At 48.7% G+C, this 14822-nt stretch carries 12 protein-coding genes; 7 read left to right on the forward strand and 5 right to left on the reverse strand.

Annotated features, from left to right (window positions below):
• Position 1: 1 nt before the first annotated feature.
• Positions 2-1177: an AAA family ATPase gene (locus BUA34_RS14010; RefSeq protein ID WP_072830624.1), complete on the reverse strand. Its 1176-nt coding sequence runs from the start codon at positions 1175-1177 to the stop codon at positions 2-4.
• Between the two features lie 221 nt (positions 1178-1398).
• Between BUA34_RS14010 and BUA34_RS14015 the strand changes: the two genes are divergently transcribed.
• From BUA34_RS14015 to BUA34_RS14030, 3 genes are all read left to right on the forward strand, one after another.
• On the forward strand, positions 1399-2625 hold the full coding sequence (locus tag BUA34_RS14015) for a nuclease-related domain-containing protein (protein WP_175545465.1): 1227 nt from the start codon (positions 1399-1401) through the stop codon (positions 2623-2625).
• Between the two features lie 286 nt (positions 2626-2911).
• On the forward strand, positions 2912-3226 hold the full coding sequence (rhuM, locus tag BUA34_RS16025) for a RhuM family protein (RefSeq protein ID WP_254794497.1): 315 nt from the start codon (positions 2912-2914) through the stop codon (positions 3224-3226).
• 215 nt (positions 3227-3441) lie between these two features.
• Positions 3442-4101, forward strand: coding sequence for a fibrobacter succinogenes major paralogous domain-containing protein (locus BUA34_RS14030; protein WP_072830630.1), 660 nt, complete (start codon positions 3442-3444; stop codon positions 4099-4101).
• Positions 4102-4151: 50 nt separating this feature from the next.
• Here the strand turns inward: BUA34_RS14030 and BUA34_RS14035 are convergent, their stop codons facing one another.
• Both BUA34_RS14035 and dnaN read right to left on the reverse strand, forming a co-directional pair.
• A complete protein-coding gene (locus tag BUA34_RS14035) occupies positions 4152-4874 on the reverse strand; it encodes a tRNA 2-thiocytidine biosynthesis TtcA family protein (RefSeq protein ID WP_072830632.1) in 723 nt (240 codons plus the stop codon).
• An 89-nt stretch (positions 4875-4963) separates the two neighbouring features.
• Positions 4964-6085 (reverse strand): DNA polymerase III subunit beta, encoded by a 1122-nt coding sequence (gene dnaN / locus BUA34_RS14040; protein WP_072830634.1) that lies wholly within the window; start codon positions 6083-6085, stop codon positions 4964-4966.
• A gap of 213 nt (positions 6086-6298) precedes the next feature.
• Here dnaN and BUA34_RS14045 point away from each other — a divergent pair, with 213 nt between their 5' ends.
• The 3 genes from BUA34_RS14045 to BUA34_RS14055 are packed head-to-tail and all read left to right on the forward strand — an operon-like array spanning position 6299 to position 8384.
• Positions 6299-6583: a hypothetical protein gene (locus BUA34_RS14045; protein ID WP_072830636.1), complete on the forward strand. Its 285-nt coding sequence runs from the start codon at positions 6299-6301 to the stop codon at positions 6581-6583.
• Positions 6570-7391, forward strand: a complete 822-nt coding sequence (locus tag BUA34_RS14050; protein WP_072830638.1) for a M23 family metallopeptidase — start codon at positions 6570-6572, stop codon at positions 7389-7391. The genes BUA34_RS14045 and BUA34_RS14050 overlap by 14 nt, the downstream gene beginning before the upstream one ends.
• Positions 7392-7409: 18 nt before the next feature.
• Positions 7410-8384 carry a haloacid dehalogenase-like hydrolase gene (locus tag BUA34_RS14055; protein ID WP_072830640.1) on the forward strand — a complete coding sequence of 325 codons (975 nt, stop codon included), beginning with the start codon at positions 7410-7412 and terminating at the stop codon, positions 8382-8384.
• Positions 8385-8394: 10 nt separating this feature from the next.
• On the opposite strand, the gene BUA34_RS14060 is transcribed toward BUA34_RS14055, so the two are convergent.
• The gene (locus tag BUA34_RS14060) at positions 8395-9075 is read right to left on the reverse strand and encodes a hypothetical protein (RefSeq protein WP_072830642.1); all 681 of its coding nucleotides are present in this window, start codon (positions 9073-9075) and stop codon (positions 8395-8397) included.
• 223 nt (positions 9076-9298) lie between these two features.
• Between BUA34_RS14060 and BUA34_RS14065 the strand changes: the two genes are divergently transcribed.
• Positions 9299-10834, forward strand: coding sequence for an Rne/Rng family ribonuclease (locus BUA34_RS14065; RefSeq protein WP_072830644.1), 1536 nt, complete (start codon positions 9299-9301; stop codon positions 10832-10834).
• Positions 10835-10976: 142 nt separating this feature from the next.
• Here the strand turns inward: BUA34_RS14065 and BUA34_RS14070 are convergent, their stop codons facing one another.
• Entirely contained in the window at positions 10977-14717 is a 3741-nt protein-coding gene (locus BUA34_RS14070; protein ID WP_072830646.1) for a fibro-slime domain-containing protein, read from the reverse strand.
• Positions 14718-14822 lie beyond the last annotated feature (105 nt).

The following is a 14822-nucleotide window of genomic DNA, read 5'->3' on the forward strand; positions in this document are numbered from 1 at the left end:
ATTACCTCCACACGACATCTTCTTCAGCCTTGCGGTTCACTTCTGCAAGGTTGATTTTCTTTTTTGGCTTGTGAAAGAGCAAGTTGGTTGCGTTCTGGGAACGGCATTTCTGGTGTTCCTTGGGGGCGATTTTTATTTGTCCGTCGCCATTCAAGATTCGTGACACTTGACTTTTCGATATGCCGGAGAGTATTTCTATTTCGCGGACGGTAAAGCCCTGCGTTTGCAATTTATGTAAGTCGTCGGGAGTGCTGCCAACGAATGACTTGTAAATATTCTTGAGATAGTCGCATTCAATAGATGCATCGCTGAATGTGATGTCTGCCTTAATGATTTTTCTCAGATTAGCTGGGCAAGGCAATTTCTTGTTTAAGCCGAGAATCTTTCGGAAAAGGCGCGGGGTTCTGCCTGCAATTTTGAAATCATCGAGGAATTTGTTCAGGATGGATTCTGCGATTTCTTGCAGGTCTTCTTGCGTGTATCTGTTGAAATCGACAATGGAATCGAAACGGCGAGAGAGAGCCTTGTCAAAATGCTTGAAAAGGTTTGTCGTGGCGATGATGGTAATTTGTTCGTTCAGGTTGTCGAAGCCCTTGAGAATGGCCGATGTGGCACGGCCCATTTCGCGAAGGTCGTGAGAGTTGGTTCTGTCGAGAGCAATGGCGTCTATCTCGTCGAACAGAACGAGGATTTTTTCGGGGTGCGCAAAATGGTTCAGTTCATCGAACAATGCGGCAATGTTCTTTTGCGTCTGGCCGAGCTTGCTGTCGATGATGGTGTCGAAATTGACGCAGAATAGGTCGCGCTCCAGAATGCGGGCGATTTGCCGTACGGATTCGGTCTTGCCTGTTCCGGGTGCGCCCTGGAACAGGAACTTGTTGATTCCCATGTTCCGCTGGATGGCGTTGATGATTCCGATAATGTCCTTTTCAATGGGCGTGGGGAGCGGCAGCGAATCGTGCGAAGGGGTGACCTTGCGGAAAAAAGTCATCTGGTCTTCGTGCATTTGCGGCACAAAGGCGTTCGCGCTGGACATAAGGGCCATGATGTATTCCGAAAGCTGAAAATCGCCGCTAGCGTCAAAATCCCGGGCAATTTCGTATGCCTCCTCGCGGAATGCGGGGTCGTTTTTCTCGGCGTAATAGCGAATCAGATTGATAACATTCTTCTTTTTCATGGACTTGACCTACCTTATTTCGTAATATAAATAATTACGGGACAAAATACAAGTATTTTGGGACAAAATGTTTGATTTTTGTCCTGGTGGCTTGTATTTATTTGATGAGATTTTGATGAAAAAACGTCGAAATTTGCCGAAAGAAAGTATTTTTAGACAAGAATCCCTTACTATAAATCCCCATGTCCTCCCCGTTCCTTACAATTCCTCGCGCGCGTAGCATGATTTGGCCCGGTTCCCAGCAGACCATGGGCGAACTTTTGGACCAAGACAAGTTGACTTGCAAAATGCTCCGCCAGGCGTCTGCCAAGGCAGAAAACGAGCAGGTCCGCAAGGCTGCCGAGGTTCTCCTTGTCGATAGGGAGCGCAAAATCCGCGAATACATCGATGGCGGCAATCTCCCCAGGAATATTGACGAGGCGGTCGCTGTCAAGGTCGCGGATAACGGCGGCTGGGCGACTATTAGGGAACTGTGGTACAGGCACAACGGCTGCATGGATTGGAACCGCCTGCATTCGCTCATGGGCGAAACCCAGAGTGCCCAGATTCGCTCGGCTTGCGTCATTCTGCTGGGTTACCATTATCAGGTTGAACGCCAGAAGATTCTGGACGGCAATGGCCCGCTGCTGGTGACTTCTCCAAAGAGTTCGTATCTGCTGCGCAAAACGGAACGTTACCTTATAAGGGAAGGGCTCGTGATTGGCGCTGCCTTGGGGCTCTGCGTTGCGTACTTGCTGTGGTATGCGTACAAGGCGTTTTTCGTATATGATTATTCGTCGCTTGCCGATTTGAATTGGCTTGCCTGGGTGATTATCGGCGTTGGCGCGGTGCTCATGCTTGTTGCAGGCTATTTTGTAATTATAAGGCCTCTCGACAAGATTATCAATTATCTCGATTCCAAGATTGCATCGTTCAAGAAGGGCTTCGAGGGCGAAGACCACGTTGTCGATGCCCTGAGGGAAACGCTGGACGGCAGTTGCCATATTTTCAGGAATCTGCATTTTAACGGTCGCAAGGAAGATATCGACATCGCCCTTGTTTCGCCGTGGGGCGTGTTCGCAATCGAGGTAAAAAACCGTTCCGGGACTTTTGAATATTCCGGCTCCGATTTCTACGAGAAAAGAAAAACTGGATACGAAAAAGTTGACGATCGATTGAATCCCATTAAACAGGTGAGAAATAACGCCAAAGCCTTAAAAATATTTCTTGATCCTGAATTCAACCGGAACAAGGAACGGGCTTTCGTTGAATCGATTGTTGTTTGGGCAAACCCCGAAATCAAGGTATATCATAAAAAGTCGACGGTCCCTCAAGGCCCATACAGCCAAGAAACTAGGTGCTGGCGGATAGAAGACCTTTCCTTTGAGTTGGATTCCATACGCTGCAAAAATAGCCTTTCTGAGAAGGCTCAACGTGAGATAATAAAGAAACTGGAAGGCTGCTATTGAGGGGGTGTTGATGGATTTTTTTATCAGTTTGTCATTTCTTGTCATCCACTTGTAAGTATATTTAACGACCAGATTGCCGAACTTTTTGACACCTCAAAGCAAAATATAGGTCAACATGTGGCTAGTGTCTTGCAGGACAAGGAATTGGACAAAAATTCAGTTGTAAAGTGTTACTTTACAACTGCCGCAGATGGCAAGAATTACAATGTCCGTTTTTACTCCTTGGATATGATCTTGGCTATCTTCTGTAGTTCGCAAGCTGGATATTTATATTGCCAAGAATTATCTGACTCACGACGAAATTGATTCGCTGAACCGTTTGACGGTGCTGTTCCTGGATTCTGCGGAATTGCGCGTGAAGGAACGTCGGGACTTGACACTGGATTTTTGGCGCAATAATGTAGATGCCCTGCTTAATTTCCAAAATAAAAATGTATTACGCGATGCGGGGCACATTTCAAATAAGCAGATGGAATCGCATGTTTCCGAGATTTACGACGAATTCGCTCTCCGTCGCAAGAATCAAGAGGCAATTGATGCGGATAAAGCAGACATGGAAGAATTGCGACAAATCGAGCAAGAGGTTGGGCGTAGAGGGTAAGGACTTCGTTTTCTTTACCCCCACACAAGTTCTTCTGCGGCCTTGCGGTATAGTTTTGTTGAATGGCTTTGATAATCCCGATGATATTGAAATCATACAAACCTGACATTTTAAGTGGTTCGTATAGTTTCTAAGAAAACGGGATATTGGGAAATTAGGAATAGGTCTGTTCCCCGCAATTCTTATGATGAAAAACATTTTTTTAAATTCTCCCTATGCGCATCCCTTTCCACACCTCTCTCGCTATCGCCACACTCTCTTTCCTCCTCTCGGCTTGTTCCGAGTCTTTCACGGATCCGCGTGACGGGCAGAGCTATGATGTTGTGAAGATTGGTGATCTTACATGGATGGCGGAAAATCTGAATTACGAAACGGAGACAAGTGCTTGCCCGGATGGCGACTCGCGAAATTGCAAACGCTTGGGTCGCCTTTATACGTGGGCAGAGGCGAAAACGGTTTGCCCTGAGGGTTGGCGCCTCCCGACGAAGGCTGATTTCGAGGCTTTGGTGAACGCGGCGTCTGGGGATGCTGCGCAGTTCCACAATGGCAATTCTGACGCGGTTTCGAATAAAGTTGGCGCGGCTTTAAAATCTCGCGATGGTTGGTTCAAAAAAGGTAACGGCACCGATGACTTCGGATTTAATGCACTCCCGGCGGGGTATCGCGGCGCAATCTCGAAGGCGGATGACGGTGCAATTACGGGTGGCAAGTTTGATGGCATCGGTGGTTACGCGTATTTCTGGAGCGCGACCGAAGACTCTGAAAATCCGGAATCGAATGCGTATTATTTGTTCTTGTCGTTCAGCAGTGATGTGGCGAGTATAAATGCGTTTGCAAAAGAGGATTATCGCTCGGTAAGATGTGTAACGCCATAAAGGAGGTGCCCGCTCGGAGGCGGGCATGACAATGTCGGGCGCGCGCATTCCTATAGCAAATAATCCATCCTGATATTTCTCATGCTTTCGAACAAGTTTGCCTTGAGCGTGGAGCTTCCTTTCGTTAGGCTTTTGATTTCTTCGCGGATGGTTTTGCGGTGGCTTGCTTTCGAGAATTCGCAGGTGCAGGTGAACTTGCGAATGTCCGCGTCCTCGGCGTACGCGATGATTTCGCTTTCTTCGCAGTAGCAAAGCGGGCGGATGATGCTGCACGGATATTTCTCGTACGGTACCATCGGTGGCATGCCGCTGAATTCGCCCTTGTACAGCATGTTCATCAAAAGCGTCTCAACGATGTCGTCCATGTGGTGGCCGAGCGCAATCTTGTTGAAGTTGTTTTCGCTTGCGAATTTGATGAGTTCCGTGCGGCGCTGCGTGCTGCACCAATAACAGTTGAGCTTGCGGCCTTCTTTGAGGCGGGCTTCCACAGCGACGTCTTTAAAGTAGAATGGCACTTGCGGATATTCTTCTGCCATGCGCTGCAAAAATTCGCGGGGAGCCTTGTCTGCAAAATCGCTTTGGATGTGGATGGCTGCAAGTTCACACTTGGGCCCGAATTTGCCGAGTCGAGCAACGAGCTCCATCAACAGCACGCTTGAATCCTTGCCACCGCTTGCGGCGATGAGCACGCGGTCTCCGTCTTCAATCAAGTTGAAGTCGTGAATGGCTTTTGTGATTTTCTTATTGACTCGTTTACGAATTTGACTTGACATAATTACTTTATCCAAAGCGCGCGCATTTCCCTAACATTTCAACAAAAAAGGCTCTCTCTCGAGAGCCCTTAAATTTGTCCGAACTGCGGTTAGTTGTCCGTCAGGTGTGTCGGCATCAACAAGAACGAGAAGTTCATGTTTTCGCCAACCGGTTCGATGATGCAAGCGCCGAGCGGGTTGTTCATCTTCATGATGACTTCTTCGCTCTTGCACATGCCGAGGATTTCTGCGAGGAACTGGCCGTTGAAGCCAATGCAGAAGCTGCCTTCGCCGTTGTGCGTGATGGCGAGTGCTTCACGAGAATCGCCGCCGACATCCGGGTCCGTTGCGCTGAGTTCGAGGATGTTGCCGTCGAACTGCAAGCGGATCTTGCGGGTGCGTGCGTTGGCCATAGAAATCACGCTGCGGATCTTGTTCTGGAATTCCGTGGTGTTGGCCTGTGCGGTGCGTTCGAACTGTGTCGGGATCACGGAGCGGTAGCTCGGATACGGTCCTTCGTACAGCTTAGAAATCACCTGGATAGAACCGGTGTTAAAGAGGATGTGCGTTGCGGAGGTGCGAACTTCGACAGTGGAATCGCCCTTGGCCATGTGCAAAATGTATTGCAATGCCTTGTGCGGGATAATGACACCGTTAGAAAGTTCTGCGCCTTCCTGGTCGATGGCTGCGCGGCCCAAGCGGTGACCGTCTGTTGCAACCATAGAAATCTTGCCGTCCTTAGCTTCGAGGAACACGCCGTTCAAGCTCAAGCGGGTAGAATCGGTAGAGGTTGCAAATAAGGTCTTTTCGGCGAGGAATGCAAGTTCGCTTGCAGCGATGTTGAGCGTTTCGCCATTTTCGATTTCCGGGAACGGCGGGAAGTCGTTTGCATCAAAACCGATAATGCTTGCTTTACCGCGTTCGCTCCACTGGATCTTGACCAAGTAATCCTGTGCATCAAAAGTAATGTTCGTGATGCTCGGGTCCACGAGGCTCTTCACCTGGTCGAACAACTTGCGTGCGTTGATGACGACTGCGCCATCACGTTCGCCCTGCACTTCCACCTTGACCCTGATACCGAGGTCCAAGTCGGTGGCGCTCACTTCGAGGAAGTTGCCTTCGAGACGGAGTGAAAAGTTGTTGAGGATCTGAATGGTGGACTTGTTCGGGACGGCGCTAATCGCTGCCTGCAAGGCATCCTGCAATACATTCTTTTGGATGGTAAACTTCATGAATTAGCCCCTCTGGATGATCATGGTTCCTACGAAAAATACAACGACGATGATTGCGAGGGCCACGATAACTCGTTTATCCAGCGCATTAGACTTCTTTGGTACGAATTTTTTGACGTTTTGCTTTGCTCTTCTGCGATCGCTACGACTCATAGGAAATTCTCCGTTGTTTTATATCGAGAAATCTACTATTTTAGAGGCAGGTCGAATGATATGATAAATGAAAATACTCTAAATAAGCTGAAAAATACGGCTAAGGACTGTGCGTCTAACGTACTTTCGCGTGTTGAATTGTCGATGGTGGAGTCTAAGCTCAAGGCCAAGTTCCAGTTGCTCGGACAACATGTTTACGAGGCTATTCAGGAAGGCCGTCTCGATTCCATCAAGGATGACCCGTCTACGGTCGAGGCCGTGGGGGCTATTTTCGAAATCAAAAAGCAGATCGCCGAACTTGAACAGAAACTGAACAAAGCCGAAGGTCCTAGTGAAAAAGCTTGAGGTGCACATTTATCCGAACCAGGATACCAAAGGGCGCGATATAACGTTCTCTGTCCGTAAAGTTGTAATTTACGTTGTTCTAACTATTTGTGCAATTTTGGGCTTTATTATGTTCTCGCCATTTCAGATTGTGGAGAACTTGTCGAACGGCAACTTGATGGACGTCTATCACCAAAATTCCGTTATCAAGGATGAAATCAAGAAAATCCGAACGGTGGTGGATACGACGATTTTGAAGATTGAAGAAACGCGCATGGTTCGCGATAGTTCCATGAAACTTGGCGGGTTGGGGTTCACTCTTGAAGGTGGCTCAGAAGACGATGGCTCCCCGAAAAAGAATTTGCCTGAAATGAGAGCGACGCTTCGCAAAACGTTGAATATTTTGGAAAGAGATTCTGCGCTTGCGGCGCGCGTTCCGGTGCTTCATCCGCTCAAGAATCATCATGATATCAAGAGCCGTTTTGAAATGGTGTTCGATGCGTTTACCGACCAGGAACTTCCGCATAGAGGTGTGGATTTTCTAGCTGCAGAAGGCGATACGGTTTACGCAACTGGCGGCGGGACGGTCGTTGAAGTTCGCAAACATCGCGGTTTCGGATTGACCATGAAGATTGAGCACATGGAACATGTAAAGACGTTCTACGCGCATCTTGGTGAAGCACTTTTGAAGCCTGGCGCTAAAGTTCGTCGTGGTGACCCGATTGCAATTATTGGAAAAAGTGGTCTCCAGTCGAGTCTTGGCTTGCATTACGAAATCCGCGTAAATGGTGTCCCCGTCAACCCCGAAGATTATTTTATAACGAAATAAATTTTTTCGATTGGAAATATGAAATCGCCTTTTGAACAAAATATCATTGCTATGGTGTGGGATTGCGACAAGACCCTCATCAGTTCTTACATGCAGGAACCGCTTTTCAGGCATTTCAATGTCGATGGCGGCAAGTTTTGGCAAGAGGTGAATGCGCTCAAGGCCTATTATGGCAAGCAGGGAATTTCCGTCAATTCCGATACGAGCTATTTGAACCATATCTTGACTTACGTGAAAGCGGGGCTTTTCAAGGGCTTGAACAATGCGCTTTTGCGTGAGTTTGGCAAGGAACTCAAATTTTATCCGGGGTTACCGCAATTTTTTGGCGAGGTAAAATCGCTCATCAACGATGACGAAAAATACAAGGCGTTCGATATCCGCTTGGAACATTATGTTGTAAGCACTGGATTTGCCGAAACGATTCGCGGGAGTGCAATTGCTCCGTTTGTCGATGGAATTTATGGTTGCGAATTTATTGAAACTCCGGCCCAGCCGGGATTCTTGAATAGTGCAGATGTCTCGGATGCCGCGGACATTCACGACGCATCTCGAGAAATTTCGCAGATTGCATCGGCGCTCGATAATACTTCCAAGACGCGCTATCTTTTTGAAATCAACAAGGGTAGCAACAAGTATCCCGAAACGATTGACGTGAATTCCTCCATTGCTCGCGAAAGCCGTCGTGTGCCTTTCGAAAACATGGTGTATATTGCCGACGGTCCGAGCGATGTTCCGGCATTTAGCATCCTCAATTACAATGGCGGTAGCACGTTCGCCGTTTACCCCAAGGGCGACGTGAAGGCTTTCAGGCAAGTCGATGCGCTTCGTCGTGATAATCGCGTGCAAATGTTTGGCGAAGCCGATTACGAGACTGCAAGCCAGTCATGGCTTTGGCTCACCGAAAAAGTCCGCGCCATCGCGGATTCCATCGTCGAACGCAAGCAGGCCGCCATCCGCAACAGCGCCGGCGCCCCGCCTACGCATTTGAACTGATTTTTCGCTGTTACCCCAGCCAGCCGATTTGTTCGACTGCAATAGTTATCAACAGCAATGGCCATGCGTTATCGAAAAAACGCCCGGTATGTTTTCCGGTGAATATGTTGTACATAAATACTAACGAAAACGTGGCAACGATACCGCCGATAACTCGAGAAAGAGTGGCTCCTGGTGTTATGAAAAATCCAGGATAGCTCCCCAAGAACAAGCCTGCTGATGCTTTAGATAAACAAAATCCGGTGATGCCTAAGTCGAAAGTTCTGTTCTTTTGGCGCAGATAGCTCCATAAATAAGCTAGAATAATGCCGACGACTGCGCTTACGTAAGGAAAGTATGGCAAGACTTCGAGGTTACTGATTGTTTTGAGAGCGTCTGATGAACCAAACTGCTTGTTTTGCAGGAAATAAGCGATTTGTTTTGCCGCATAAGCCCCACCAAAAACAACACCTAGGGGCCACAATCCAATGGCTCTTTTGAGTTTTTCCTCTTCTTCTTGGAGCTCCTTTTTCTTTTTTTCAATCGGCTCAAGTTCGTCAATCCGTTTTTCGACGATTGCAATGCGTTCCTCGGACTCTGCTTTTTCGGCGGCGTCTAGCTCGTCATAAAGTTCATCGTACGAGAGCGTGCGAATACGCTTCTTGAACGCTTCCAAAGATTCTTCTGCTTGATTTTCGGCACAATTTTTCATCGCGGATAAATATAATTTCTTCCAATTCCTAATTCTCCCTACAAATCTACCAACTATTAACCACTAACCACCAACCACTTGTTATATTTATGGTCCCCAGGCTTTGCAATGCAGGCGGGCGGTACTTTCCGTCAAGAAACAAAGGGAGCTCGGACACGGTCCATACTTTTGGACTGGTCTTGGGGATATCTATCAAGTTTTGCTTTACCCTTTAGGAGTTTTAATGGCAAATAAGTGTAAGCGCGGAATCTTGATTAGTAAAACGCCGTACGAAAAGCGTATCGCCATCATGGAAGATGGTGAACTCGCAGAATTGGTTGTTGAAGGTGTTTCGTCTAATCGAGTTCTGGGCAATATTTATAAGGGTGTCGTTCAGAAGGTGCTTCCCGCACTCAAGGCGGCATTCATTGACATTGGTCTTGAGAAGGCTGGCTTTTTGCATCAGGAAGACGCCATGGACCGCAACGAATTGTTGCGCCGCGAATATGGTGACGATGATGACGAAGGCGATGCCTCTAAGGAAATTTCGATCGACGAAATTCTCCAGGAAGGCCAAGAAATCATGGTGCAGGTGGTCAAGGAACCGATTAGCACCAAGGGTGCCCGTTTGACGACACACTTGAGCTTTGCTGGCCGTTTCTTGGTTTGCATGCCCGGTACAAATTTTGTGGGCGTCTCCAAGCGTGAACGCGATCCGGTCAAGCGCCGCGAGTTCAAGAAGGCCGTCCGCCGTCTTAAGGGCCGCGATGTGGGTTACATTGTCCGCACTAACGGCCTCAACGAATCCGAATTCGAAATCAACAAGCAGATGCGCGAACTCGAAAGCAAGTGGGAACAGACGAAGTACAACTTCGAAACCATGCCGCCCGAGACCTGCATTTACGAAGAATCCGATTCTATCGAACAGACTGTTCGCGAATACTTCGGTGACAACACGGACTACGTGTACATCGACAACCGCGACGAATACTTCGCTCTCCGTGATTATCTGAAGGTTCTCTCTCCGGATAAGCTCGACAAAGTGAAGCTCTGGAGTTCCAGCGAAAGCTTGTTCGAATACTTCAAGATTGAAAACGACTACGCTCGCTCTTTGCAGCGCCAGGTTCCGCTTCCGCGCGGTGGCAACCTCGTCATCGAACAGACCGAAGCTCTCGTCTCTATCGACGTGAACACCGGTCCGAAGGTTCATGGCAAGGATCAGGGCAAGATCATTCTCGAGACAAACCTCGATGCTTGCCATGAAATTGCAAAGCAGCTCCGTCTCCGCGATGTGGGTGGTCTTATCATCATCGACTTCATCGATATGGAAACGGACGAAGACCGCGAAGCCGTTTATCAGGAATTCCGCAAGGCAATCCGCCGTGACAAGGCCCCGATTAGCCCGGCTCCGATTAGCCAGTTCGGTCTCATGGAAGTGACCCGTAAGCGCGTCCGCGTGAACCTCATGACCGAGAAGACCGAGTGCTGCCCAGTGTGCAACGGCAGTGGCCGTATTGCCACACTGGAATCGACGCTTGGTATGATTGACCGCTGGCTTGCACGTGCCCATACCAAGGGTCGTCTCCGCGAGGTTACCCTCGTGGTCAGCGCTCCGGTCATCGATGTTCTTTGCAAGGACTTGAACCGTATGTTCAACTATCTGGAATACAAGCATAACATCAAGATCTCCCTCGTGGAAGATGAATATGCCCACATCAACCAGTTCTGGATGTACGACAAGAACAATGAAGACATTACGGATTTGTACAACTTCGCATAAGTTGTCGTCCGCGATTCTCGCGCAGACATTCCCGCGTTAAACGCAAAAAGTCCCGGCTCTGCCGGGATTTTTTTATTCTAAAAAATACGCACAAAAAAAGACGCCTGCCCATCGCAGGCGCCTTTAGAGAGAGGAGGAAGTCCTAGTAGAGCTCGAGAGTAAAGCCTTTTGTCTTTCCGTGACGCACGCCCCACAAGAAGTCCTGCGTACGGTCTACAATGACTCTTTTCCCGATTCTAATCTTATATGTAAGTCTTGCAATATAGACGCCTGTGCCAACGAGTCTTCCGTTCTTGGAACGCATGTTCCAGGCGAGGAATATCTTGCCATCGTTATTGCTATCGAGGCAGTTCCCGTTGTAGAGTGTATCTGCACATGTCAGCGAGCCGGAATTGCTGTTCACGAATATACCAAGGCTTGTGAAGTACTGCGTATGGTACTCAAGCGAGGTCTTTGCTGCAAGATCATTCTTGATTTTTTCGATTACAGAGGAATTGCCGTTAGCAATGCCTGTCACATCGGTCGCGTTAATGACGTTGTTCTTATAGGCATCCACGATTTCGTCGCCAAGATGGAATGTCTTGTTCGCCTGATCGATACTCATTGCACCTGCTTGCACCTGAATGAGCACTTCTTCGAGATGCGGGCCGCCCTTTTCGACGCTCGAGGCGTTGAAATTCTTGACCGCAGCTTCAAGGTTTGTGACTTCATCCTTCACCAAGCTAGATAGACTCAAGTCGCCAAGATAATGCCCTTGCGCTCCGTATTCGGTTGCGACTTCCTTTGCCGTTTTGGGCTGGTCTTCGGGTACAATCTTCGGGACTGTTGTCGTGGGGCTCGTGATGATTTCTCTAGAAGTTTCCGTTTCGCCAATCGTTACGACCGGAGCGCTTGTAACAACAACCTTCTGTTCGCCGGAGATGCGGACAAACGGGTTGTTAAGCGGAGTGCTTCTGTGGAGAAGGTCTGTGTGAACACCAGGAACGAGCTTGATGGAATCGCCCATGACCGGGATGTTTTCCTTGTCGTTGCTGGAACTCCTAAAGATGAGTCTCCATCTGTACTTCTTTTCTTTTGCAATGATGTCCGGGACAATGTCATGTCTTTCGAGACCTGTTTGCTTGAAGAAGTACGTGAAGTAACTTGCATCGACATCGTTTTCGCAGTCAAGCCCTTCGCTGAATGTGACTTGAAGGACTGTCGAACCGTCATCGCTGTAAGAAATTTCTGCTGCTGTAATGACTGGGCCAACGGAGTCGGCGACATCGCTTGTGAGGCTTATTGTTGTCGGGGTGGCTCCTTCCGTATATTTCCAGAACGGCGTAATCTTTCCGCTATAGACTGATTCTCCGCCACCGGTGAATGGAACTGTTCCGAAGCCGCCGAGTGCCGTGATTATCATGGTGCTGTCAAAATCGTTTGTTGCAATGCTGCTCGGGTCGATAATGGTCGGGAACGTTTCGCCAAATTCCAACTGCACGGAATCCATGCTGACAAGCATTTTGTTCAAAGTGCCAACGGGCTTGTTGAGCTTTGCATAAACGCTGTCGCCGCGACCGTCACCGTCTCTGTCGAAGATGCTTGCATAAACAATCTGCGGTACAGGCGGTTCCTTGAACGAAATGTTCTTCCAAATGGCTTGCTGTGTTTCGTCTGCGCTAGAGACAATGAGCTTGATTCCTTGAACCGGAGCGGTTGCCTTGACGTAGAATGTCGCCTTACCGTTCTTGAGCGTAATGGCGGTAATGGGGTTGCCGTTTTCGTCGCAGGGGGTGACTGCAACATTGTTTGTGATGACATAGACGACATCGTCAAATGTAGCCCATTCTTCGAACATCACGTTTACAGGGTAGCGCGTGTTGACCCACTTGCCGAGCGTATCAATGGTTCCGTCGACTTCGTTGGCGCCGGTGGCCATGTTCTTGGTTCCGATCGGAGTCCATTTGTTTTGATTATCGACGCGAGCGTAATAGATTTCGGGGGAGTCGTACTTGTCGATGACAAATGTAATTTCGTTGTACTGGGTTTCATCGGTTTGCAAGGAGAAGCGCAATTGGTAAGTTCCCGGCGGGAGCGTACGCATTTGACGAATCATCTCGGTATTGATGGTAAATCCTGTGTAGCCCGGTTTGATGGTAATGCCGCCGTACCAGACGCCAACGCTATCCAGAGGAACACCCTCGGCGTATGCGCCGCTGCCAATCAAGGTAAAGTTCGAAGGTGCCACGACTGTATCTGTAGTCGTTGCTCCAGAAAAGTCGCAAGAAAGAGCCTGCTTGCTGACGCGCTGGTAAATCTCGTAATTGATAAGCCCGGCCTCAGAGAGGTCTTTTGCGAGAATGCTTGCTTCGGTCTTCAAGTCGATAGATGTTTTCATCTTGAAGTTCGATTCGGAAGTATGGCGTTCGGCATAGAAGATATGGAACGGATAGTTGACACCTTCTTGAAGTCCGAGCGTATCCAAATCAACGGCTCCCGCAACTTGTGCGTGCTGGCCACCGATATCCACAACAAGGCGGTTGTTGATGAACACCCACACGTCGTCATCGCCAAAGAATTCGAAGTACTGGCCAGGAACGTATTCGAACGTGGCCTGGATCTTCATAGTAAAGCCGTAGTTGTGTCTCTTGCCGCCGCTAGAGATATTGTCGAAATAGGGGTTGGGGATAGTTCTTTCTGCATCGAGGTATTGGAAGTCATCGAGCAAGAAGAGGCCGCCTTCTGGGCTAGACTTGTCTTTTTGTCCAAGCCAAAGACCGTCGTTGTCAAGATTGAGTTCGATGGAACGGCAAGTGGCGTTTGTAACGGGCTGTCCATTCTTTTGGGCAATGACTTCGGGCAAGAACCATTGTCCGAGATGTGTTGTAATCTTGCAGTTTTCGGGGAAGTTTGCTGCCGGTACAGGGACTCCGTTTGGACTAAGATATTCTTCGACCATTCCCTTGGTATGGTGGGCGCATCCGCCAGAACCGAAGTCGGCGCTCACTCCGTTTGCAGGGTCGCCGTTTTTGCCTTCTGCGTCGCCATCGCCCTTTGTGCCATGCAACCAGTCAAACATCATCACGGGGAGTGTTTTGGTGGGGCAGTCGCCTAAAACACCGGGGTATTTTGTATAGACGGTCGTTGCGGCTCCGATATCCTTGCCTGCCTTGACCCAGATGGTGTCTGCTTCGGCAGCGGCTTCGTCGAGCGAGAGCAAAGTCGATTGCGTAATTGGGGTTATCTTGATGGAATTGTGGATGTCGGTGACGTATTGGTTGCCGATGGTCTGCTTAAAGTAGACTTGCAAGGAGCCTTGGGGCGGGGTAATCCTCGCTTCAAACCATCCGCAGTAATTTTTGACTGTGGTCATCTTCGCGGAATCGCCGCCAGCGACATAGAGAATTGCAGATGTGTTGGTCCACGGAGCGAAGAAGCGTATGACTTTTCTCTTGACTTGCGGTGGTGGGTTTGTGCCGGGGCCGTCGCCGGGACTCGTTGGAGCGGTAATCGGTTCTGCACTGTTGACCTGTGTTATTCCGTCATCGCTAATCGTGAGGATGAAGTTTTCGGCAACGGGTTCTGTACCTGCCAACGGGGAAACAGAACCGATAGAACGATTGTTGCTGCAAGTACGGTTCGTGTAGAATGTCAATTTGGGCTCATCGGCGGCATCGATTGTCGCCTTGACATAAAACATGTCGTCGCCATAGCTTCGAAGAGCCGTACAGCTTGATCTTTGGGTGCGCCCGGCTGCGTTTTTGTATTGCAAAACAACGTAGAGGTCCGCTCCACTGTTTTTCGTCGTCCCGTTTACGACAAGAATATTATACTCGCCAGCTATCGATGAAATAGCTGTAAACAGAAGCAAAACTATGCTGAAGAAAATATTTTTACACCGCATCCACGACTCCCTGTACAATAAGCCTATATCAATATTGAAAATACACTCAATATTGTGATATTAATCAAAAAAAATTTACCAAAATGTAAAATAAATTGTGAAGAA

It is taken from the genome of Fibrobacter sp. UWB12 (assembly GCF_900142485.1).
In the GTDB taxonomy this organism is placed as follows: domain Bacteria; phylum Fibrobacterota; class Fibrobacteria; order Fibrobacterales; family Fibrobacteraceae; genus Fibrobacter.

What these genes read in the sequence shown, in the direction of transcription:
- BUA34_RS14030 (WP_072830630.1), top strand. Translation starts at nt 3,442, where the DNA reads ATGCGCATCCCTTTCCACACCTCTCTCGCTATCGCCACACTCTCTTTC.
- BUA34_RS14010 (WP_072830624.1), bottom strand. Translation starts at nt 1,177, where the DNA reads ATGAAAAAGAAGAATGTTATCAATCTGATTCGCTATTACGCCGAGAAA.
- dnaN (WP_072830634.1), bottom strand. Translation starts at nt 6,085, where the DNA reads ATGAAGTTTACCATCCAAAAGAATGTATTGCAGGATGCCTTGCAGGCA.
- BUA34_RS14065 (WP_072830644.1), top strand. Translation starts at nt 9,299, where the DNA reads ATGGCAAATAAGTGTAAGCGCGGAATCTTGATTAGTAAAACGCCGTAC.
- BUA34_RS14060 (WP_072830642.1), bottom strand. Translation starts at nt 9,075, where the DNA reads ATGAAAAATTGTGCCGAAAATCAAGCAGAAGAATCTTTGGAAGCGTTC.
- BUA34_RS14015 (WP_175545465.1), top strand. Translation starts at nt 1,399, where the DNA reads ATGATTTGGCCCGGTTCCCAGCAGACCATGGGCGAACTTTTGGACCAA.
- BUA34_RS14035 (WP_072830632.1), bottom strand. Translation starts at nt 4,874, where the DNA reads ATGTCAAGTCAAATTCGTAAACGAGTCAATAAGAAAATCACAAAAGCC.
- BUA34_RS14045 (WP_072830636.1), top strand. Translation starts at nt 6,299, where the DNA reads ATGATAAATGAAAATACTCTAAATAAGCTGAAAAATACGGCTAAGGAC.
- BUA34_RS14055 (WP_072830640.1), top strand. Translation starts at nt 7,410, where the DNA reads ATGAAATCGCCTTTTGAACAAAATATCATTGCTATGGTGTGGGATTGC.
- BUA34_RS14070 (WP_072830646.1), bottom strand. Translation starts at nt 14,717, where the DNA reads ATGCGGTGTAAAAATATTTTCTTCAGCATAGTTTTGCTTCTGTTTACA.